This window comes from Amycolatopsis sp. CA-161197 (assembly GCF_050942255.1).
In the GTDB taxonomy this organism is placed as follows: domain Bacteria; phylum Actinomycetota; class Actinomycetes; order Mycobacteriales; family Pseudonocardiaceae; genus Amycolatopsis.
Genome location: NZ_CP192059.1, coordinates 2,191,765 through 2,213,492, shown reverse-complemented (window position 1 = coordinate 2,213,492; position 21,728 = coordinate 2,191,765). Strand labels below are relative to the sequence as shown.

At 70.1% G+C, this 21,728-nt stretch carries 19 protein-coding genes; 8 read left to right on the top strand and 11 right to left on the bottom strand.

The genetic code is table 11. The features are described 5' to 3' along the window. Positions 1 to 146 precede the first annotated feature (146 nt). Positions 147 to 434 (bottom strand): acylphosphatase, encoded by a 288-nt coding sequence (locus ACQPXB_RS10640; RefSeq protein ID WP_366580815.1) that lies wholly within the window; start codon positions 432 to 434, stop codon positions 147 to 149. Between the two features lie 274 nt (positions 435 to 708). Between ACQPXB_RS10640 and ACQPXB_RS10635 the strand changes: the two genes are divergently transcribed. Next, a complete protein-coding gene (locus tag ACQPXB_RS10635; protein WP_432851178.1) occupies positions 709 to 1,371 on the top strand; it encodes a hypothetical protein in 663 nt (220 codons plus the stop codon). A 42-nt stretch (positions 1,372 to 1,413) separates the two neighbouring features. On the opposite strand, the gene ACQPXB_RS10630 is transcribed toward ACQPXB_RS10635, so the two are convergent. The 6 genes from ACQPXB_RS10630 to kdpF are packed head-to-tail and all read right to left on the bottom strand — an operon-like array spanning position 1,414 to position 9,180. Continuing rightward, entirely contained in the window at positions 1,414 to 2,112 is a 699-nt protein-coding gene (locus ACQPXB_RS10630) for a response regulator (RefSeq protein WP_364065569.1), read from the bottom strand. Beyond that, a complete protein-coding gene (locus ACQPXB_RS10625) occupies positions 2,109 to 4,703 on the bottom strand; it encodes a DUF4118 domain-containing protein (RefSeq protein ID WP_432851176.1) in 2,595 nt (864 codons plus the stop codon). Before ACQPXB_RS10625 ends, ACQPXB_RS10630 begins: the two co-directional genes overlap by 4 nt. 4 nt (positions 4,704 to 4,707) lie before the next feature. Continuing rightward, entirely contained in the window at positions 4,708 to 5,319 is a 612-nt protein-coding gene (locus tag ACQPXB_RS10620) for a potassium-transporting ATPase subunit C (protein WP_366580810.1), read from the bottom strand. 5 nt (positions 5,320 to 5,324) lie between these two features. Further along, positions 5,325 to 7,421 carry a potassium-transporting ATPase subunit KdpB gene (kdpB, locus tag ACQPXB_RS10615; protein ID WP_432851173.1) on the bottom strand — a complete coding sequence of 699 codons (2,097 nt, stop codon included), beginning with the start codon at positions 7,419 to 7,421 and terminating at the stop codon, positions 5,325 to 5,327. After that, complete coding sequence (gene kdpA / locus ACQPXB_RS10610) at positions 7,418 to 9,079, bottom strand: potassium-transporting ATPase subunit KdpA (protein WP_432851172.1); 1,662 nt, start codon at positions 9,077 to 9,079, stop codon at positions 7,418 to 7,420. The genes kdpB and kdpA overlap by 4 nt, the downstream gene beginning before the upstream one ends. Beyond that, positions 9,079 to 9,180: a K(+)-transporting ATPase subunit F gene (kdpF, locus tag ACQPXB_RS10605; RefSeq protein ID WP_326569282.1), complete on the bottom strand. Its 102-nt coding sequence runs from the start codon at positions 9,178 to 9,180 to the stop codon at positions 9,079 to 9,081. Before kdpF ends, kdpA begins: the two co-directional genes overlap by 1 nt. Positions 9,181 to 9,611: 431 nt before the next feature. Here kdpF and asnB point away from each other — a divergent pair, with 431 nt between their 5' ends. After that, entirely contained in the window at positions 9,612 to 11,450 is a 1,839-nt protein-coding gene (gene asnB / locus ACQPXB_RS10600; RefSeq protein ID WP_432851170.1) for an asparagine synthase (glutamine-hydrolyzing), read from the top strand. A 152-nt stretch (positions 11,451 to 11,602) separates the two neighbouring features. Here asnB and ACQPXB_RS10595 read toward each other — a convergent pair whose 3' ends face one another. Continuing rightward, positions 11,603 to 12,580 carry an aldo/keto reductase gene (locus tag ACQPXB_RS10595; protein ID WP_432851168.1) on the bottom strand — a complete coding sequence of 326 codons (978 nt, stop codon included), beginning with the start codon at positions 12,578 to 12,580 and terminating at the stop codon, positions 11,603 to 11,605. A 175-nt stretch (positions 12,581 to 12,755) separates the two neighbouring features. On the opposite strand from ACQPXB_RS10595, the gene ACQPXB_RS10590 reads away from it, so the two are divergent. Continuing rightward, entirely contained in the window at positions 12,756 to 13,259 is a 504-nt protein-coding gene (locus ACQPXB_RS10590; protein WP_432851167.1) for an N-acetyltransferase family protein, read from the top strand. Positions 13,260 to 13,356: 97 nt separating this feature from the next. Here the strand turns inward: ACQPXB_RS10590 and ACQPXB_RS10585 are convergent, their stop codons facing one another. Genes ACQPXB_RS10585 through ACQPXB_RS10575 form a run of 3 tightly spaced genes read right to left on the bottom strand, consistent with a single transcriptional unit; the run spans position 13,357 to position 16,870 of the window. Continuing rightward, positions 13,357 to 14,358, bottom strand: a complete 1,002-nt coding sequence (locus ACQPXB_RS10585) for a Gfo/Idh/MocA family protein (protein ID WP_366580798.1) — start codon at positions 14,356 to 14,358, stop codon at positions 13,357 to 13,359. A gap of 33 nt (positions 14,359 to 14,391) precedes the next feature. Next, positions 14,392 to 15,876, bottom strand: coding sequence for a CoA-acylating methylmalonate-semialdehyde dehydrogenase (locus ACQPXB_RS10580; RefSeq protein WP_432851166.1), 1,485 nt, complete (start codon positions 15,874 to 15,876; stop codon positions 14,392 to 14,394). A 10-nt stretch (positions 15,877 to 15,886) separates the two neighbouring features. Further along, entirely contained in the window at positions 15,887 to 16,870 is a 984-nt protein-coding gene (locus tag ACQPXB_RS10575) for a LacI family DNA-binding transcriptional regulator (protein WP_386948259.1), read from the bottom strand. Positions 16,871 to 17,034: 164 nt separating this feature from the next. Here ACQPXB_RS10575 and ACQPXB_RS10570 point away from each other — a divergent pair, with 164 nt between their 5' ends. The 5 genes from ACQPXB_RS10570 to iolC are packed head-to-tail and all read left to right on the top strand — an operon-like array spanning position 17,035 to position 21,724. Next, positions 17,035 to 17,919, top strand: coding sequence for a sugar phosphate isomerase/epimerase family protein (locus tag ACQPXB_RS10570; RefSeq protein ID WP_386948262.1), 885 nt, complete (start codon positions 17,035 to 17,037; stop codon positions 17,917 to 17,919). Between the two features lie 37 nt (positions 17,920 to 17,956). Beyond that, positions 17,957 to 18,988, top strand: coding sequence for a substrate-binding domain-containing protein (locus ACQPXB_RS10565; protein ID WP_366580792.1), 1,032 nt, complete (start codon positions 17,957 to 17,959; stop codon positions 18,986 to 18,988). Further along, positions 18,985 to 20,019 (top strand): ABC transporter permease, encoded by a 1,035-nt coding sequence (locus ACQPXB_RS10560; RefSeq protein ID WP_366580790.1) that lies wholly within the window; start codon positions 18,985 to 18,987, stop codon positions 20,017 to 20,019. The genes ACQPXB_RS10565 and ACQPXB_RS10560 overlap by 4 nt, the downstream gene beginning before the upstream one ends. Further along, complete coding sequence (locus ACQPXB_RS10555) at positions 20,016 to 20,798, top strand: ATP-binding cassette domain-containing protein (protein WP_432851162.1); 783 nt, start codon at positions 20,016 to 20,018, stop codon at positions 20,796 to 20,798. The genes ACQPXB_RS10560 and ACQPXB_RS10555 overlap by 4 nt, the downstream gene beginning before the upstream one ends. After that, positions 20,795 to 21,724, top strand: a complete 930-nt coding sequence (iolC, locus tag ACQPXB_RS10550) for a 5-dehydro-2-deoxygluconokinase (protein ID WP_366580787.1) — start codon at positions 20,795 to 20,797, stop codon at positions 21,722 to 21,724. Before ACQPXB_RS10555 ends, iolC begins: the two co-directional genes overlap by 4 nt. The last annotated feature ends 4 nt before the right edge of the window (positions 21,725 to 21,728 follow it).

Genomic DNA, 21,728 nt, shown 5'->3' with positions numbered 1-21,728 from the left:
GCCAAGGCTACCCGGGCACCCGCCGTGATCGCGGGAGGCCGCCTTCTCCCGGCGCGCCTAGCACAGAACGCAGCGCACCGGCAACCCCTTGTGTCCCACCCGTCACAGCGGTCACCCGGGCGGCGCAATGCCCCCGGCGCTGCCGGTCAGCGCTCGACGAACCCCGTCAGACCGCCCTTCGCCGGGCTCCAGCGCTCGACGACGTGATCCACACTTCCGGGTGATTCTCCCGACTTCAGGGTGGCCAACAACCGCTCACAGTGGTCTCGACCACCCTCCGCTACCACCTCGACACGCCCGTCGGGCAAGTTGCGCGCGAAGCCGACCAGGCCGAGCTCCAGCGCACGGCTCCGGGTCCACCAGCGGAAACCGACCCCCTGCACTCGCCCGTGGACCCACGCCGAAAGCCGGATGTGTGTTTCTTCCTCACTCACGCGTCCATCCTGCCCCACGCCACCCGCTGCGGACAGTGACGGGGCAGGCCCCGTACCTGCGCGAATGGGTCACAGGCGGTGATAACCTCCCGGCCGGGGTCCGCGTCCGGCACCCCGATCCCCCGAACTACTCCGGGGAGCCGGACCGAACCGCGCCACGACTTCCGACGTCGGGATGTGGTGCCCGAAAGCCAGGGCACCGGCGACGCCGAGGGACGGCGTCGTCCTGACTGCCCCGACCTGTACAGCGATGAACCGCATGTAAGGAGCCTGCATGTCCCGTCCCGACGGGCCGGATCCGAGCTCACGCATCTCCGTCGCACCACCGAAGGCCGCGAGCGGCCTGATGAACCGGGCCGGCTACGCCATCCTCGGCGTCAGCGGGCTCGTGGTCGCCACGGCCTTCGCCGCGGTCGCCGAACTGGCCGGCCCGGGCAGCACCACCGCCACGTCCACCACCGTCCCCGGCGGCGGCCAGGGCACCCTGCCGGGCAGCTCGCAGGTCGTGCCGGGCAACGCCGTGCCGGGCGCCCCGATGACCGTGACCGGCGAGCCGACCCCGGGCGACCCGACCTCGGTCCCCTCGACCCCGACGACCGTGGTCTCCACGGGCTCCGACGGCGTGCCGACCACCACCGTGGTCATCCCGCCGCCGAACAACCCGCCAGGTCAGCCTGGCAACCCGGGGCAGCACCCCACCGGCGGCAACACAGTGAGCCCGACAACGACGCCGCGCAGCGACCCGCCGCCGTCGACGCCGACGAAGCCCAGCGACCCGCCGTCTTCGTCCGAGAACCCGCCCTCGTCTTCGGACAACCCGCCGCCGAGCAGCAGCGGTGGCGGCGGATCGAGCAGCAGCGGTGAGCCACCGAGCTCGCCGCCGGTCTCGTCCTCCACGGACGTTCGCACGACCGACCCGACCGGTCCCACCAGCTGACAACACGACGATGGCCGCCCCGCGGGGCGGCCATCGTCGTGTTCAGACCTCGAAGCGGTACCCCATCCCGGGTTCCGTCAGCAGGTGCCGCGGGCGGGAGGGCTCCGGCTCCAGCTTGCGCCGCAGCTGTGCCAGGTACACGCGCAGGTAGTGCGACTCCGTCTCGTACGACGGTCCCCACACCTCGTGCAGCAGCTGCTTCTGCGCCACCAGCCGGCCGCGGTTGCGCACCAGCAGCTCCAGCACGCCCCACTCGGTCTTGGTCAGGTGCACCTCGCGCCCGTCGCGGCGGACCTTCTTCGCCGCCAGGTCGATCGTGAAGGAACCGGTGTCCACCACGGCTTCCGCGCCGTCGGAGCCGGCCACAGTGGAGCGTCGCACGGCGGCCCGCAGCCGGGCGAGCAGCTCGTCCATGCCGAACGGTTTGGTCACGTAGTCGTCGGCGCCCGCGTCGAGCGCCTGAACCTTGTCGGCCGAGTCGCCGCGCGCGGAGAGCACGATGATCGGCACCGTGGTCCAGCCGCGCAGGCCGGCGATCACCTCGGTGCCGTCGAGGTCGGGCAGCCCGAGGTCGAGCACCACCACGTCGGGTTTGGTCTCGGCCACGGCCTTGAGCGCCGCGGTGCCGTCGTGCGCCGTGATCACCTTGTACCCGCGGGCGTTGAGGTTGATCCGCAGCGCGCGCACGATCTGCGGTTCGTCGTCGACCACCAGCACGGTGGCCGCCTTGTCGGGACTCACGTGCCCACTCCCTCCACCGCCTCGTCGGCGACTGAGCCGGCGGCCTCGTCGATCTTGAGGAGGTCCTTGTCCGGATTCTGCCCGGTGTAGGCGGGCAACGAGATCACCACGGTGAGACCGCCGCCCGGCGTGTCCTCGGCCCGGATGCTGCCGCCCATGGCCTCGATGAAGCCCTTCGCGACCGACAGCCCCAACCCCACGCCGGGGGTCGAGTCGCGGTCGCCGCCGAGCCGCTGGAACGGCGCGAACGCCGAGTCCGCCGTGCCTTTCCGCAGACCGCGGCCGTGGTCCACGATCCGCAGCTCCACGTACTCGGAGTGCGCGCTCGCCCGCGCCGACACCACGCCGCCGCCGTGGCGCAGGGCGTTGTCGAGGACGTTGGCGATCACCCGTTCGAGCAAGCCGGGGTCGGCCAGCACCGAAGGCAGGCTCATGTCCACGCCCACCTTCACGTCGCGCGAGTTGTCCACGTTGGACAGTGCGTGGGCCACCACCTCGTCGTAGCCCACCGGCCGCAGGTGCGGCGTGACCGCGCCGGTGGCCAGGCGGGAGGAATCGAGCAGGTTGTCGATGAGCCCGGCGAGCCGGTCGGCCGAGAGCTCGATGGCCTCCAGCAGCTCGCCCGTGTCCTCCTCGGACAGGGACAGGTCGGGCGCGCGCAGGCTGCCGATCGCCGCCTTGATGGACGTCAACGGCGTGCGCAGGTCGTGGCCGACAGCCGAGAGCAGCGTGGTTCGCAGCTCCGTCGCCTCGGCCTTGCGCTCGGCCTCCGCCGCGGCCGCGGCCATCCGCTGCTGGCGCAGGGCGAGCAGCGCCTGCCCCGCCACGGCTTCCAGCACCCGCCGGTTGGCCGCGGGCAGCGCCCGGCCGCGCAGGGTCAGGTGGACGTCGGCGGTCACCGCGATGTCCACATCGGCCTCGTCCGGGTCGGCGCACGGGAACTGCCCGGCGATCGCGACCTTGTGCCACGCGCCGTTCTTCTTCTCCAGCAACGTGACCGACGTCAGGCCGAAGTTCTCCCGCACCTTCTCCAGCAGCCGCTCGATCGGGTTCGGGTTCGTCAGCACCGTTCGTGCGTACGACGCCAGCAGCGCCGCTTCCGTGCGCGCCCGCGCGGCCTGGCTGCCGCGCCGGGCCGCCGAGGCGACGACGAGGGCCACCAGCACGGCGACCACGATCATCGCCACGAGCGTGACCACGTTCTGCGGACTGTGCACGTTGAGCGTGTAAAGCGGTGGCGTGAAGAAGAAGTTGAGCAGGCCCGCGCCGAACACGGCCGCGACCACCGCCGGGCCGAGGCCGCCGACGAGCGCGACGATCACCGTCGCGAGCACGTAGAGGATCACGTCGGTGGAGAACTCGACAGTGTCGCGCAACAGCACGCCCAGCCCGGTCGCGAGGATCGGCAGCGCCAGGCTCAGCAGCCAGCCCAGCACGAGCCGCGACGGCGCCAGCGGGCTCGCGCCGAGCCGCGCCCGCAGCCGGCCGCCGGCGTAGGAGTGCGTGACCATGTGCACGTCGATCGAGCCGGACTGCTGCACCACGGCCGCACCGATGCCCTCGTCGAACAGCCGCGCCACCCGCGACCGGCGCGACGTGCCGATCACGAGCTGCGTGGCGTTGACCCCGCGTGCGAAGTCCAGCAACGCGGTGGGCACGTCGTCGCCGACGACCGCGTGGAACGTGGCCCCGACCTCCTCGGCCAGCGTGCGGCTGCGCGCCATGGCCGTGGGGCTGAGGCCGGACAGACCGTCGCCGCGCAGGATGTGCACCACCTGCAGCTCGGCGCCCGCGCGCGTGGCGATGCGGCTCGCGCGCCGGATGAGCGTCTCGCTCTCGGGTCCGCCGGTGATGGACACGACGACGCGTTCGCGCGCCTCCCACGTGTCCGTGATCTTCTGCTCGGCGCGGTAGCGCTGCAGAGCGACGTCGACCTGGTCGGCGACCCACAGCAGCGCCAGCTCGCGCAGCGCGGTGAGGTTGCCGGGGCGGAAGTAGTTGCCCAATGCGGCGTCGATGCGCTCGGCCGGGTAGACGTTGCCGTGCGCGAGCCGGCGCCGCAGCGCCTCCGGCGTGATGTCCACGAGCTCCAGCTGCTCGGCCTTGCGCACGACCTCGTCGGGCACGGTCTCCTGCTGCGTGACGCCGGTGATGCGCTCGACGACGTCGTTGAGGCTCTGCAGGTGCTGGACGTTGACCGTGGACAGCACGTCGATCCCCGACTCGAGCAGTTCCTCGACGTCCTGCCAGCGCTTGTCGTGGCGCGCGCCGGGCACGTTGGTGTGCGCCAGCTCGTCGATGACGACGACCTCGGGCGCGCGCTTCAGGATCGCTTCGAGGTCCATCTCGGCGAACTCGTGCCCGCGGTGGCTGACCGTGCGCCGCGGCACGATCTCGAGGCCGTCGAGCAGGTCGGCGGTCTTCTGCCGGCCGTGGGTCTCGACGAGGCCCACCACGACGTCGGTGCCGCGTTCCAGCCGGCGGCGCGCCTCGCCCAGCATCGCGAAGGTCTTGCCCACGCCCGGAGCCGCGCCGAGGTAGATCCGCAGTTCTCCTCGGCGCGGCTTCGGGGTCGTACTCGGTGTGCTCACGTTGTCAGTGTGCTCCCGGCGCGGCGGAATGCACGGCCAAGTTGAGCAGCAGCACGTTCACGCCCGGCACACCGATGCCGGCACCGGAGGTGTTCGCCTCGACCAGCTGGCGCACCTTGTCCTCGCTCAGCCCCGTGTTCATCGCGACGCGCGGGATCTGCAGATCGGCGTAGGCGACGCTGATCGACGGGTCCAGGCCGGAACCGGAAGCGGTCACGGCGTCGGCCGGCACCTGGGCCGGGGCGACGTTCTCCCGCTTCGCGATGGCGTCCTTGCGTTCGGTGATGGTCTTCACGAGGTCCTCGTTGAACGGGCCCTTGTTCGACGCGCCCGAGGCGGACGGGTCGCCGGGGCCGAGCGCGTCCTTCGAGCCGGCCGACGGCCGGTTGTGGAACCAGGGGTCGTGCGCGGGGTCGGCCGGCACCGGGTCGATGCCGATGAGGGACGACCCGACGGCCTGCCCGTTCTGCGTGACGACCGATCCCTCGGCGTTGCCCTGCAGACCGGGGATCCGGCCGATCGTCCAGACGGCCAGCGGATAGACGATGCCGAGGATGATCGTCAGTGCGATCAGGACGCGCAGACCCGCCCAGGTCTGCTTGACCAGTGTGTTCATCTGATTCACCCGATTCCAGGGATGTGCCGCACGATCAGGTCGATGATCCAGATCCCGAGGAACGGGCTCACGATGCCGCCGAGGCCGTAGATGAGCAGGTTCCGGCGCAGCAGCGCGGAAGCCGACGAGGGCTTGTAGCGCACGCCGCGCAGGGCGAGCGGGATCAGGAACACGATGATCAGCGCGTTGAAGATGACGGCCGAGAGGATGGCCGACTGCGGGGTCGCCAGGTGCATGATGTTCAGCGCGCCCAGCTGGGCGAAGATGCTCGTGAACATCGCGGGCAGGATGGCGAAGTACTTCGCGAGGTCGTTGGCGACGCTGAACGTGGTGAGCGCACCGCGTGTGATGAGCAGCTGCTTGCCGATCTCCACGATCTCGATGAGCTTGGTCGGGTTCGAGTCGAGGTCGACCATGTTGCCGGCCTCTTTCGCGGCCGACGTGCCCGTGTTCATCGCGACACCGACGTCCGACTGCGCCAGCGCGGGAGCGTCGTTCGTGCCGTCACCCGTCATCGCGACGAGCCGCCCGCCCTCCTGCTCCTTCTTGATGAGCGCCATCTTGTCCTCGGGCTTGGCCTCGGCGAGGTAGTCGTCGACGCCCGCGTCCTCGGCGATGGCCTTGGCGGTGAGCGGGTTGTCACCCGTGATCATCACCGTCTTGATGCCCATCGAGCGCAGTTCCTGGAAGCGCTCCTTCATGCCCGGCTTGACCACGTCGGACAGCCGGATCACGCCGCGCACGAACGCCCGCCCGCCGGCCGACTCCGCGACCACCAGCGGCGTGCCGCCCTGCTGGCTGATCTCGTCGACGATCCGCTCGGTCTCGTCCGGCATCTCGCCGCCGCGCTCGCGCACCCACTGGCGCACGGCCGAGGTGGCGCCCTTGCGGACCTCGCGGTCGCCGAGGTCGACGCCGCTCATCCGCGTCTGCGCCGTGAAGGGCACGAACTCGGCGAGCTTCTCGTCGTCGCCGGCCTTCTCGGGCAGGCCGTGGTTCGCCGCGATCAGCTCGATGATGCTGCGGCCCTCGGGCGTGCCGTCGGCGAGGCTGGACAGCCGGGCCGCGCGGGCCAGGTCGTCCATGGCGGATCCGCCGACGGGGATCAGCTCGGTCGCCTTGCGGTTGCCGAAGGTGATCGTGCCCGTCTTGTCGAGCAGCAGCGTCGAGACGTCGCCCGCGGCTTCCACCGCGCGACCGGAGGTAGCCAGCACATTGCGCTGCACCAGCCGGTCCATGCCCGCGATGCCGATGGCGCTCAGCAGCGCGCCGATCGTGGTCGGGATGAGACAGACCAGCAGGGCGGTCAGCACGATCACCGACTGCTCGGCGCCCGAGTACCCGGCCATCGGCTGCAGCGCCACCACGGCGAGCACGAAGATGATCGTGAGTGTGGAGAGCAGGATCGTCAGCGCGATCTCGTTGGGCGTCTTCTGCCGGGAAGCGCCTTCCACCAACGCGATCATGCGGTCCACGAAGGACTCACCGGGCTTGGTCGTGATCTTCACGACGATCCGGTCGGACAGCACTGTGGTGCCACCCGTCACGGCCGAGCGGTCGCCGCCCGACTCGCGGATGACCGGGGCCGACTCGCCCGTGATGGCCGACTCGTCGACGGTCGCGATGCCTTCGACGACGTCACCGTCACCGGGGATGATCTGGCCGGCCTCGACGACCACCAGGTCGCCGACCCGCAGATCGACACCGGGCACGCTCTCCTCGGAACCGTCCTCGGTGAGCCGGCGCGCGATCGTTTCCTTCTTGGACTTGCGCAGCGATTCGGCCTGCGCCTTGCCGCGCCCTTCGGCGACGGCCTCGGCCAGGTTCGCGAACAGCACCGTGAGCCACAGCCAGATCGCGACCAGGATCGCGAACACGCTCGGGTCGACGATCGCGAACACCGTGGTGAGGACCGAACCGACCCACACCACGAACATCACGGGGTTCTTCAGCTGGTGCTTCGGGTTGAGCTTGCGCAGCGCCTCGGGCATCGAGAGCCAGAGCTGGCGCGCGTTGAAGGCACCCGCTCCGACGCGGCCCGCGTTCTCCGCGTGGTGCTGCTGGTCCTCGAGAGGACTTCGTGGGGTTTCGGTGACTGTCATGCCAAAGCCTCCGCTACGGGTCCGAGCGCGAGCGCCGGGACGAAAGTGAGGGCCGCGACGAGGACGATGGTTCCGGTGAGCATCGTGCCGAACAGCGGTCCGGTGGTGGGCAGGGTGCCCGCGGTCTCGGGGACCTTCTTCTGCTGGGCGAGCGAACCGGCCAGGCAGAGCACGGCGATGATCGGGATGAACCGGCCGAGCAGCATCGCGACGCCGAACGACGACTGGAACCAGTCGCTCGTGGCGGTCAGGCCGCCGAACGCGCTGCCGTTGTTGTTGCCCGTCGAGGCATAGCCGTAGAGGATTTCCGACAGGCCGTGGGCGCCGGGGTTGCCCAGCGCACTCGACGTGTCGGGCATCGCCAGCGCGATCCCGGCGCCGATGAGCACCACGGTCGGCATCGCGAGCATCGAGATCGCCGCCGCGGTGACCTCGCGCTTGCCGAGCTTCTTGCCCAGGTACTCCGGAGTGCGCCCGACCATCAGACCGGCCAGGAACATCGCGATCACGGCCATCACGAGAATGCCGTAGAGACCGGTGCCGACACCGCCCGGCGAAATCTCGCCGAACAGCATGTTGAGCAGCGGCCCACCGCCGCCGAGGCCCGAGAGGCTGTCGTGGGCGCCGTTGACCGCACCCGTGGAGGTGCCGGTGGTCGTATCGGCGAAGAGTGAGGTGATACTCAGGCCGAAGCGCTGCTCCTTGCCTTCCATATTCGCCCCGGCGGCCAGCGCTGCGGGGCTGTTGGTCAGCGCCTCCGAGCTCCAGATCAGCGCGAGCATGGCGCCCCACAGCACGCCCATCACCGACAGCAGGACGTAGCCCTGCTTCTTGTTGCCGACCAGTTGCCCGAAGGTGCGGGTCAGGCTCACCGGGATCACGAGGATCAGGAAGAGCTCGATCAGGTTGGTCCACACGTTGGGGTTCTCGAACGGGTGCGCGGAGTTCGCGTTCAGGATGCCGCCACCGTTGGTGCCGAGCTCCTTGATCGCTTCCTGGCTCGCCGCCGGGGCCAGCGCGATGGTGCTCTGGCTGCCGTCGGGGTTCGTCACCGCGACGCCGGAGTGCAGGCTTTGCACCACGCCCAGCCCGATGAGCACGATCGCGAAGACGAACGCCATCGGCAGCAGCACGCGGATCGTGCCGCGCGTGAGGTCCACCCAGAAGTTGCCGAGACGGTCGGTCTTCGAGCGGATGAACCCGCGCGTCACCGCGATCGCTACGGCCAGGCCGACGCCCGCCGACACGAAGTTCTGCACGGTGAGGCCGGCCATCTGGACGAAGTGGCCCATCGTCGTCTCTGGGACGTAGGACTGCCAGTTCGTGTTGGTCACGAAGCTCACGGCCGTGTTGAACGCGACCGAGGGCGACACGGGGCCGCGGCCGAAGTTCCACGGCAGCACCGCCTGCAGGCGTTGCAGCAGGTACAGCAGGATGACCGACGCGAAGGAGAACCCGAGCACCCCGGACGCGTACGTCTTCCAGTGCTGTTCGGAGTCCGGGTTCACGCGGACGACCTTGTAGAAGACCTTTTCGACCCGCCAGTGCTTCTCGCTCGAGAAGACCCGGGCCATGTAGTCGCCGAGCGGCTTGTAGACCACCGCGAGGGCGACCAGCAGTAGACCGACCTGCACGAGGCCGGCGCCGACATCACTCATCAGAACTTCTCCGGCCTCACCAGTGCGATGAACAGGTAGATGATCAGACCCAGCGCCAGCAGTCCGCCGACGATGTTGGCCACGGTGCCGGCGCCGCTCACAGCTTCTCCATCCCGCGCAGCGTCAGGGCTAGGACCACAAACACGCCGATCGTCAGCAAGACGTACAACAAGTCGGCCACAAGGCACCTCTCAAGACAGGTCACCCGGGGCGGGTGACCGTTGGACGACCGCAACTGTGCGGTCGTAGCGCTCCGTGATGGAGACGGTCTGACGCCTCCTTGACGCGGCCTCCTGGGCCATTTACGCGTTCTTGACGCCGGGTGACCCCCACCACCGCCGTTCGCCTGGTACCTCATGGCGTTCGGTTGATCGTGACCGGTGACGCCAAGTAGTTGGTGAGTGACTCACGCCACAATAAGTAGTGGATCTACGACGGAGCGTGCAATTCGGGCAGACATGCCCCACCCGGCTGTGTTACACCAGTGTTTCGAATAGTTGTATTACCTAAGCAAAATCACGGAGGCACGCGGATGTGCGGAATCGCCGGCTGGGTTTCCTACGACTCTGACCTGTCGCAACGGCAGGAGATCGTCGACGCGATGACGGAGACGATGGCGTGCCGCGGCCCGGACGACCGTGGCACGTGGGTGCGCCGCAACGTCGCGCTCGGGCACCGCAGGCTCGCGATCATCGACCTGCCGGGCGGCCGCCAGCCCATGAGCGTGCGCACGCCCAACGGCGAGATCTCCATGGTCTACAGCGGCGAGGCCTACAACTTCACCGAACTTCGTGAAGAACTCACGAAGCTCGGGCACACGTGGGAGACCGACAGCGACACCGAGGTCGTGCTCCACGGATACCTGCAGTGGGGCGACCAGGTCGTCGACCACCTGAACGGGATGTACGCGTTCGCGATCTGGGACGAGCGCGACCAGAAGCTCGTGATGATCCGCGACCGCATGGGGATCAAGCCGTTCTACTACTACCCGACTCGCGATGGCGTGCTGTTCGGCTCGGAGCCCAAGGCGATCCTGGCCAACCCGCTGGCGAAGCGCGTGGTGGACAGCGACGGGCTGCGCGAGCTGATGGCGTTCACCAAGCGCCCCGGCTGGTCGCTGTGGAAGGGCATGGCCGAGGTCGAGCCGGGCACCGTCGTCACGGTGTCGAAGGACGGCATCCGCACCCGCACCTACTGGAAGCTCGACGCGAAGCAGCACACCGACGACCAGGAGACCACCGTCGCGCGCGTGCGCGAGCTGATGACCGACATCGTCAACCGCCAGCTCGTGGCCGACGTGCCGCGCTGCGTGCTGCTCTCGGGCGGGCTCGACTCCAGCGCCGTCACGGGTCTCGCGGCCGCGCGCCTGGCCGAGCAGGGTGAGCAGCTGCGCACGTTCTCGGTCGACTTCACGGGCCAGGAGGAGAACTTCAAGCCCGACGAGATGCGCGACACCCCGGACTCGCCGTTCATCCGCGACGTCGCGAAGCTCGTCGGCTCGGCGCACCAGGACGTGGTGCTCAACCCGGGCGAGCTGTCCGACCCCCAGGTGCGCCGCACCGTGCTGCGGGCGCGCGACATCCCGGCCGGCCTCGGCGACATGGACACGTCGCTGTACCTGCTGTTCAAGGCGATCCGCGGTGAGTCAACGGTGGCCCTGTCGGGCGAGTCGGCCGACGAGGTGTTCGGCGGCTACCGCTGGTTCCACGACGAGTCGGTGCACGCCGACACGTTCCCGTGGCTGGCGTTCCGCTCGGGCCTGATGACGGAGCGCGAAGCGTTGCTGCGCCCCGACGTCGCCACGCACCTGAGCCTCGGCGACTACGTGGCCGACCAGTACCGCACCGCCGTGGACAAGGTCGAGCACCTCGACGGCGAGTCGGAGCAGGAGGCGCGTATGCGCACCATCTGCAACCTCCACCTCAGCCGCTTCGTGCGCATGCTGCTCGACCGCAAGGACCGCGCGTCGATGGCCGTGGGCCTGGAGGTGCGCGTGCCGTTCTGCGACCACCGGCTCGTGGAGTACGTCTACAACACGCCGTGGTCGCTCAAGACCTTCGACGGCCGCGAGAAGAGCCTCCTGCGCCACGCGACCAAGCACGTCCTGCCGGACTCGGTGCGCGACCGCGTGAAGAGCCCGTATCCGTCCACCCAGGACCCCGGCTACCCCGCCGCGCTGCAGCAGCAGGTGAAGGAAGTCCTGGCGGAGCACGACAACCCGGTGTTCCAGCTCGTGAGCCGCGAGTGGCTCACGAAGGTGTCCGAAGTGGACCCCGTGTCGATCGAGCAGACGCAGCGGGTCGGGATGGACCGGGCGCTGGACCTGTACCACTGGTTCGACATGTACTCGCCGGAACTGCAGCTGGACTGAGGCGTCGTCGATGCCGGCTGCCGTCACCCGCTTCTTGCGGAACAGCGGCGCGCCGGGATCGACGATCGCCCGCTCGTTCTTCCGGGCCCAGGCCGCCGCGGATCAACGGCATCGGCGTCAGTCATCTGACGCCGATGCCGTTCGGCCAGAACTCAGAAGCCCGCCGGAACGTGCGGCACGTAGTGCTCCTCCAGCCGCGCCATCTCCTTCTCCGTCAGGCCCAGCTCCACGGCCGCCACGGCGTCCGCGACGTGCCCGGGCTTCGTCGCACCGAAGATCGGCGCCGTGACGGCCGGCTTGTGCAGCATCCAAGCCAAGGCGACCTGCGCGCGGGAAACACCGCGATCGGCAGCGATCTCCGCCACCGCGGAAGAAACCCGGCGGTCGGCTTCCTCCGCCTGTGAGTAGAGCTTCTCCGCGAACCGGTCGTTTTCGCTGCGCTTGGTCGACTCGTCCCAATCGCGCGTCAGCCGCCCGCGGGCCAGCGGGCTCCACGGCAGCACGCCGACGCCCTGGTCGAAGCAGAACGGGTGCATCTCGCGCTCTTCCTCGCGCTGGATGAGGTTGTACTGGTCCTGCATGGAGACGAAGCGGGTCCAGCCGCCGAGGTCGGCGACGTACTGGGCCTGCGCGAACTGCCACGCCCACATCGACGAGGCGCCGAGGTAGCGGACCTTGCCGGCGCGCACGAGGTCGTGCAGGGCCTCCATGGTTTCCTCGATCGGGGTGTTCTCGTCGTAGCGGTGGATCTGGTACAGGTCCACGTAATCCGTGCCGAGGCGGCGCAGGCTGGCGTCGATCTGGGTCATGATGGCGCCGCGCGAGAGGCCGGCGCCATTGGGGCCGGGGCCCATGCGGTTGAAGACCTTGGTGGCGATCACGATCTCGTCGCGCCGGGTGAACTCGCCGAGGAGCTTGCCGGTGATCTCTTCGCTGGAGCCGTCGGAATAGGTGTTGGCGGTGTCGAACGTGCTGATGCCCGCTTCCACCGCCTCACGGAAGAACGGGCGCGAATCGTCGAGACCGAGGGACCACTCGTGGCGGCCGCGATCCGGCACGCCGTAGCTCATGCAGCCGAGGATCACCCTTGAGACCTGCAGGCCGGTCGAGCCCAGCCGGACGTATTCCATCGAAGGCCGCTCCTGTTCTCATCCAAGACATCGAACGCCGACCACCCTAGCGACGCCCCGCGACGCCGTGGCGTCTTTCCACACTGGACAGTCGTCACGTTGCTCGTTGACGGCAACGTTGGTAAGCCGTATTACCAGGTCGCGCGCCCAAGATCCTCGTGCCAAGCTTTCCGGCGTGACCGGAGCCTCCGAATCCGAGATCGTACTGACCCCCCTCGACGAGCCGGCCCTGCACCGGCTGCTCGAGGCCGCGGTCGCCGACGCCCACCCCCTCGAGGTGATGCCTCCGGTGGAGGGCCCGCCGGGCTGGACGCCCGAGCGGCGCGAGGCGTTTCTCGCCTTCCACCGGCGCCGCTGCCTCGACCCGGACACCGCGATCGAAACCACGTGGCTCGTCGAGGTCGACGGCCGCGCGGCCGGTGCGGCGCGCCTGCAGCCCGTGCACGGGCCCACGGCCGTCGAGGTCGAGGCCGGCGTGTGGCTGGGCCGCTCGGTGCGCGGGCTCGGCATCGGCAAGCGCGTGACGGAAGTGCTGCTCGAAGCCGCGCGCGACGGTGGCGCGGCGAGGTTCATCGCCTCGACCACCGTGGACAACGCCGCCGCCCGCCGCCTGCTCACCGGCGCCGGCGCAGACCTCGACGTGCACGGCGCCGACGTGGACGCCCGCCTCGACCTCTGACCGGCCGACCCGGCAAGACGAGCCGTGGCCCGCCTCCCGGATGCGACGGACTTGCCGCAGACTGACCCGTCCAGAGCGGTCCTGCGGCAAGCGTGACCTACCGCCGAACCTCGCTCACCTGCACCGGACGCCCTTCCCGCCGCGACAGTTCGCAAGCCTCCGCGATGTAGAACGCCTCCAGCGCGTCGCCCACGCCCGCGGGGCTGGGCGCCCGGCCGGCGGCGACGTCCAGGAAGGCCGCGAGCTCGGCGGCGTAGGCCGGGCGGAAGCGTTCCATGAAGCCGGGGTAGGCGGGGCCCGGCAGAGGGGCCACGCCGGGCTCCACGGAGTGCAGTGGTGCGCGGTCGTCGAGGCCCACCACGACGCCTGAGCGCGAGCCGAGGGCTTCGAGGCGCACGTCGTAGCCCGCGCCGTTGTAGCGGGTCAGCGAAACGGTGGCGAGGGTGCCGTCGTCGAGGGTCAGGAGGACCGCGGCGGTGTCGACGTCGCCGGCGTCGACGAAGAACTGCTCGCCGCGGTTGGCGCCCAGTGCGAAGACCTGGACGACCTCGCGGCCGGTGACCCAGCGGACGATGTCGAAGTCGTGCACGCCGCAGTCGCGGAAGAGACCACCGGAGTGGGGGACGTAGGCAGCGGGCGGGGGTTCCGGGTCCAGGGTGGTGGCGCGGACGGTGTGGAGCCAGCCGAGCGAGCCATCCAGCACAGCAGCGCGCGCGGCCCGGTAGCCGGCGTCGAAGCGGCGTTGGAAGCCGATCTGGACGGGCACCGGCGAGCCCGCGATGTGGTCGATGACCGCCAGGGTCCCGGTGATGTCGGCGGCCACCGGCTTTTCGCAGAACACCGGCAGGCCCGCGTCGACGGCCTTCATGATCAGGCCGGGGTGGGCGTCGGTGGCCGCGGTGACGACGAGGGCGTCCAAACCGGAAGAGAACAGCTCGGAGATCCCGGAAGCGGCCTCGACGCCGAGTTTCGCGGCCGCGGCCTGGGCGCGCGCGGTGTCGACGTCGGCGACGACCACCGAGGAGACCTCGTCGAAGCCCTTGAGCGTTTCGGCGTGGGCGGTGCCGATCCGGCCGGTGCCCGCCAGTCCCAACCTCATCGTGGAAGCCTCCTGCTCGTGGTCGAGAACGAATCAGTGCGTGGGAAAACCGAGGTCGACGCCGTGGGGCTGCCGCGGCCAGCGTGAGGTCACGGCTTTCGTGCGGGTGTAGAAGCGCACGCCCTCGGCGCCGTGCACGTGCGTGTCGCCGAAGAGCGAGTCCTTCCAGCCGCCGAAGGAGTAGTAGGCCATCGGCACGGGGATGGGCACGTTGATGCCGACCATCCCGACGGTCACCCGGCGCTCGAACTCGCGCGCCGCCAGGCCGTCGGTGGTGAAGACGGCGGTGCCGTTACCGTACGGGTTGGCGTTGACCAGCTCCAGCGCCGCCTCGAACGTCTCCGCACGCACCACCGACAGCACCGGGCCGAAGATCTCGTCGGTGTACACGGTCATGTCCGGCGTCACGTGGTCGAGCAGCGTCGGGCCGACCCAGAAGCCGTCTTCCCGCGCCGCGAGACCACGGCCGTCGACGACCACCGAAGCGCCCGCCTGTTCACCGGCGTCCACATAGGACACGATCCGGTCCCGCGCGGCAGCGGTGACGACCGGACCCATCTGCGACGAAGCGTCGACCCCAGGTCCCGTGACAAGAGAACGGGTCCGGGAAGCGATGGCCGAGACCAGCTCATCGGCCGTGTCCCCCACGGCGACGACCACCGAGATCGCCATGCACCGCTCCCCCGCGCTGCCGTACCCGGCGGACACAGCGGCGTCGGCGGCACCGTCGACGTCGGCATCCGGCAGCACGACCATGTGGTTCTTCGCGCCACCCAGCGCCTGCACGCGTTTGCCCGCCGCCGTCGCGGTCTCGTACACGTGCCGCGCGATCGGCGTCGAGCCCACGAAGGACACGCCGGCGACGTCCGGATGCGTCAGCAGCGAGTTCACCGCCTCGGCGTCACCCTGCACCACGTTGAGCACACCCGGCGGCAACCCGGCCTCGGAGAACAGCTCCGCCAGCCGCACCGACGCCGACGGATCGCGATCCGAAGGCTTGATCACGAACGTGTTCCCGCACGCGATCGCCACCGGGAACATCCACATCGGCACCATCACCGGGAAGTTGAACGGCGTGATCCCGGCGACCACGCCCAGCGGCTGACGCAGTGAATACGCGTCGATCCCGCGCGAAACCTGCTCGGAGTGCTCACCCTTGAGGACCTGCGCGATGCCGCACGCGAACTCCACGACCTCCAGCCCGCGCTGCACCTCACCCGCGGCGTCGGAGAGCACTTTGCCGTGCTCGGCGGTGATCAGCGCGGCCAGCTCGTCGCGATGGGCGTCCACCAGCTGGCGGAACGCGAACATGATCTTCGTGCGCTGCGCCAGCGAGCTCTCGGCCCAGTCTCGCGAAGCCTTCAGCGCCGACGCCACCGCAGTGTCCACATCGGATGAATCGGCGAGCACGACCTGCCGCGCCACCTCGCCGGTGGCCGGCTGGAAGACTTCGCCACGACGGGTCGAGACGCCGGCCGTGCGGGCGCCGTCGATCCAGTGCCGGACGAGTTCGGTCACGAGAGAGCTCCTAGCGAACGGCGGTGGTCGAGCGGACCACCAGCGAGGGGTGCAACAGGTGCCGGACCGGCGTCGTGCGCTCGCCGCGCACGCGCTCCAGCAGCGCTTCGAACGCCAGCCGGCCCATCTCGGTGCGCGGCTGGTCCACAGTGGTCAGTGAGACGTGCCGCAGCGAGGCCAGCGACGTGTTGTCATAGCCGACCACGGACACGTCGCCGGGAACGCGAAACCCGTTGTCCTCCAGCGCGGAGATCGCGCCCACGGCGTTGAAGTCGTTACCGGCCACCAACGCGGTCGGCACCTCGGCCCGGTCGTACGTGCTCAGCAGCTCCAGCACCGCCTTCTCGCCCGCGGTGTCCGTGTGCTCGCTGCGCACCACGATCGGCTCCAGCCCGTGCGCCGTCATCGTCCGCCGGAACCCCCGGCGACGTGCTGCGGCACCGGCCGCTCCCCCGCCGTCGAGGTGCGCGATCCGGCGATGCCCCAGGCCCACGAGGTGCTCGACGGCCAGCGCCGACCCCGCCTCACCGTCGTCGTTCACCGTGTCCACGCCGGCCGCCCGCGAAGTCCGCGACACGAGCACCACCGGGCATTGCCGCGCCGCCGCCTCGATCGCCGACGCGGGCACGACCGGCGACAGCAGGATCAGCCCCGCCGGCCGGAAGGACAGCAGGCTGCGCAACGCGGCGCTCTCCCGCGAGGGCACGCGGCCACCGGTGTTGAGGATGAGATCGAACCCGGCCGCCTGCGCCGCCGCGTCGAGACCCTCGACCACGTCGGCGAAAAACGCGTTGCGCAGGTCGTTCACCATCACGCCGAGCACGGTCGACGTGCGGCTCGCGAGCGAGCGGGCCATCACGTGCGGCGAGTAGCCCAGCTCGTCGGCCGCCTTCAGCACGGCTTCGCGGCGCAGCGCCGAAACATTGGGCGCGCCCCGCATCACGAGGGACACGAGCGCCCGGGAAACCCCCGCCCGCGCGGCGACATCCTCCATGGTGGGCTTCACGATTCGCTTGCCTCTCCGCCGGAACCGGCCGGAAACCGGCCCTTGACTCGGGTGTGGCCGACGCTACAAGCTTAGAGCGCTCTAATCAATAGAGCGCTCCAACGCGCACCGAACGGGCCAACGCCAAGGGTCACCGCACGGAGAGGGTTCCCATGACCGCCACCATCCGCATCGCCGCCGCACCGATCTCCTGGGGGGTGTGCGAAGTGCCGGGCTGGGGCCGGGTCCTCGACGCGCCGACCGTGCTCGGGGAGATGGCGGAGCTCGGCATCACCGCCACCGAGCTCGGCCCGCCCGGGTACCTCCCGCGCGACCCGGCCGAGCTGAAGAAGCTCCTCGGCGGTCACGGTCTCAACCTCATCGGCGGATTCCTCGCGGTGGTGCTGCACGAGAACCCGGAGGCCGCCCTCGCCGAAGCCGAGGACTCCGCCGCGCTCTTCGCCGCGTGCGGAGCCGAGGTGCTCGTGCTCGCCGCCGCGACCGGCCTCGACGGCTACGACGAACGGCCCGCCCTCACCGACTCCGAGTGGGCCACCCTGATCACCACCGCCGGCCGCATCCGCGACGTCGCGGCCGGCCACGGCCTCAAGACCGTCCTGCACCCCCACGTCGGCACCCACGCCGAGACGCAGGCCGAGGTCGAACGGTTCCTCGCCGACTCCGACCTGCCGCTGTGCCTCGACACCGGGCACCTGCTGATCGGCGGCACCGATCCCGTCGAGCTGGCGCGGCGGTACCCGGACCGGATCGGGCACCTGCACCTCAAGGACGTGCGCGGTGAGCTGGCCGAAGCCGTCCGCAAGGGCACCGTCGGGTACACCGAGGCCGTGGGCAAAGGTCTGTACGTCCCGCTGGGTGAGGGTGACGTGGACATCGAAGCCATGGTTCGCTTCGTGCACGAAGCAGGCTACGACGGCTGGTACGTGCTGGAGCAGGACACGGCGCTCGACGAGCGCAGCCCCGTGGACCTGCCGAAGCGGGACGTGGCGGCGAGCCTGGCCTGCCTCGGGGCGATCGTCGGCCGCCTGGCCGGCTGAGTAGACAACGAGGAAGACGAAGCGAGGAGAGACGACGATGTCCCATCGCTTGAGGCGCACGGTTTCGAGGCACACGGTGCCGAAACCGCGCTCGAGGGCCGCCCGGGTAGTGGCGGGGCTGCTGGCCACCGGCCTGCTGCTCTCGGCGTGCACCGGGCCCGCGGCCGAGCCGAAGGCCACGGCCCCCGCCGCGGCGCCGGTGGAGTCCGGACCTCTCAAGGTCGCCGTGATCACCCACGGCACCGCGGGCGACGCGTTCTGGAACGTGGTCAAGAACGGCGCCGAGCAGGCGGGCAAGGACCTGGGTGTGCAGGTCGAGTACGCCTCCGACGGTGACCCGGGCGCGCAGGCCAAGCTGATCGACAACGCCGTCGCCCAGCAGATCGGGGGCCTGGTCGTCTCGATGGCCAACCCCGAGGCCCTGCAGCCCTCGATCGAGGCGGCGGTGCGCGCCGGGATCCCGGTGATCACCATCAACTCCGGCGAGGACAAGAGCGCGGCGTACGGCGCGCTCACCCACGTCGGCCAGAACGAGTCCATCGCGGGCCAGGAAGCCGGGAAGAAGTTCAAGGACCTCGGCAAGAAGAAGCTGCTCTGCGTGATCCACGAGGCCGGCAACGTCGGCCAGGCGCAACGCTGCGACGGCGCGAAGAGCGGCTTCGGCGGCGACGTGCAGACGCTGCAGGTGGACATCTCCAACCCCACCGACGCCGAGTCGCGCATCCGCGGTGCCGTGCAGACCGACCCGTCGATCGACGCGGTGCTGACCCTGAACTCGCAGGTCGCCGCCCGCGCCGTGAGCGCGATCAAGTCGGTGGGCTCGCAGGCGCAGGTCGGCACGTTCGACCTGAACTCCGACGTGGTGGCCGCCATCAAGTCGGGTGACGTGCTCTTCGCCGTCGACCAGCAGCAGTACGAGCAGGGTTACCTGCCGGTCATGTTCCTCAAGCTCTACCGCGACAACGCGAACATCGTCGGCGGCGGCAAGCCGGTGCTCACCGGCCCCGACCTGGTCGACAAATCCACTGTGGACAAGGTCGGCCAGTACGTGCAAAGGGGCACCCGATGACCACCACCACGCTCGACGAACGGCTCGTGAAGCCGACGCTCATGGACCGGCTGGTGGTCCGGCCGGAGATCGGCGCCCTGCTCGGCGCCGCTGTCGTCTTCCTCTTCTTCTCCCTCGTCACCGAAAAGTTCTTCAGCGCCAGCGGCGCCGCGACCTGGCTCGACGACGCGGCGACGCTCGGCATCATGGCCGTGGCCGTCTCGCTGCTCATGATCGGCGGCGAGTTCGACCTCTCGGCCGGTGTGATGACGGCGTCGACCTCGCTGGTCACCGCCATCCTCGCGACCGAGGTGGGCTGGAACGTGTGGCTCGCCCTCCTGGCCTCGCTGGTGTTCGCGCTCGTCGTGGGCGCGTTCAACGGCTGGCTCGTGATGAAAACGGGCCTGCCGAGCTTCATCGTCACGCTCGGCACGTTCCTCGCGTTGCAGGGCCTCAACCTCGGCGTGACGCGGCTGGTCACCGGCACCGTGCAGGTCTCGGGCATGCGCTCGACCGACGGTTACGCGTCGGCCGGATTCGTGTTCGCCTCGACGGTGAACATCGGGGGCACGCCGTTCCAGATCTCCATCGTGTGGTGGATCGGCGTCACGGCGGTCGCCGCGTGGCTGCTGTCGCGTACGCGGTTCGGCAACTGGATCTTCGCCGTCGGCGGCTCGGCGGCCAGCTCGCGCGCGGTCGGCGTGCCGGTGGTGCGCACGAAGATCCTGCTGTTCATGGGCACGGCGCTGGCCGCGTGGCTCGTCGGCTCGATCAACATCCTGCGGTTCGCGAGCGTGCAAGCCAACCAGGGCATCGGGCTGGAGTTCCAGTACATCATCGCCGCGGTGATCGGCGGCTGCCTGCTCACCGGTGGCTACGGCTCGGCCGTGGGCGCCGCGATCGGCGCCCTCATCTTCGGCATGGCGCGCCAGGGCATCGTGTTCGCCGGCTGGGACAGCGACTGGTTCATGCTGTTCCTCGGGATCATGCTGCTGGCCGCGGTCCTGGTCAACAACGCCTTCCGGCGACGCGCGGAAAGGGTCCGGCGATGAACGCTCCCCTGATCGAGGTCAAGGACGTCGGCAAGATGTACGGCAGCGTCGTGGCGCTCCGGGATGTGTCCACTGTGGTCAACGCCGGTGAGGTCACCTGCGTGCTCGGCGACAACGGCGCCGGCAAGTCCACGCTGATCAAGATCCTCGCCGGCGTGCACCAGCACGACCGCGGCGAGTTCCTGGTCGAGGGCGAGCCCGTGCGGTTCACCTCGCCGCGCGAGGCGCTGGACCGCGGCATCGCCACGGTGTACCAGGACCTCGCCGTGGTGCCGCTGATGAGCGTGTGGCGCAACTTCTTTCTCGGCTCCGAGCCGACGGTAGGCGTCGGGCCGTTCCGCATGCTCGACCGGAAGAAGGGCCGCGAGACCACCAAGAAGGCGCTCGCGAACATGGGCATCGACCTGCGCGACGTCGAGCAGCCCGTGGGCACCCTCTCCGGCGGTGAACGCCAGTGCGTGGCCATCGCGCGGGCCGTGCACTTCGGCGCGAAGGTGCTGATCCTCGACGAGCCCACCGCGGCGCTCGGCGTGAAGCAGGCCGGTGTGGTGCTCAAGTACGTGGCACAGGCGCGCGACCGCGGCCTCGGCGTCGTGCTGATCACCCACAACCCGCACCACGCCTACCCGGTGGCCGACCGGTTCCTGCTGCTCAAGCGAGGTGCCGCGCTCGGGTCGTACGAGAAGTCCGAGATCGACATCGCGGAGCTCACGCGGCAGATGGCGGGTGGTGCCGAGCTGGAGGCCCTGGAACACGAGCTGCGCGCGGTGGAGACGTGAGTCTCGAAGCGCTGACCATCGGCCGGGTCGGGGTGGACCTCTACCCCGAGCAGAGCGGCGTGCCGCTGGCCGAGGTCGCCACGTTCGCCAAGTCGCTCGGCGGCACCGCGACCAACGTCGCGGTCGCCGCCGCGCGGCTCGGCCGCCGCACCGCCGTGCTCACGAAGGTGGGGCCCGACGGGTTCGGCGACTACGTGCGCCAGGCGCTCACGGGCTTCGGTGTCTCACCCGAGCACGTGGGCACGTCGCCGGAGCTGCAGACGCCGGTCGTGTTCTGCGAGCTGAACCCGCCGGCCGACCCGCCGCTGCTGTTCTACCGCTCCCCCATCGCGCCCGACCTCACGCTGACCGACGCCGACGTGCCGTGGGATGTCGTGCGCGAAGTGCCGCTGCTGTGGGTCACGGGCACGGGCGTGTCCACGGAGCCGGCGCGCACGACGCAGCGCAAGATCCTCGAAGCCCGCGGGCGGCGCCGGCACACCGTCGTCGACCTCGACTACCGGCCGATGTTCTGGCCGGACGTCGAGACCGCGCGCGAGGAGATCGGCTGGATGCTCGACCACGTGACGGTCGCCGTCGGCAACCGCGCGGAGGTCGAGGTGGCCGTGGGCACGGCGGACCCGGAAGAGGCCGCCGACCGGATGCTGGGGCGCGGCGTGCGCCTCGCGGTGATCAAGAAGGGTGCGGAAGGCGTGCTCGTCGCGACCCCGGAAGGCCGCGCGACGGTGAAGCCGCAGCGCGTCGAGGTGGTGTGCGGCCTCGGCGCGGGCGACGGCTTCGGCGGTGCCCTCGTGCACGGGCTGCTGTCGGGCTGGGAACCGGTGCGCCTCGCGGAGTACGCGAACGCGGCCGGCGCGCTGGTCGCGGCGCGGCTCGCGTGCGCCGACGCGATGCCGACCGCCGCGGAGATCGAGGAGCTGTTGTGACACT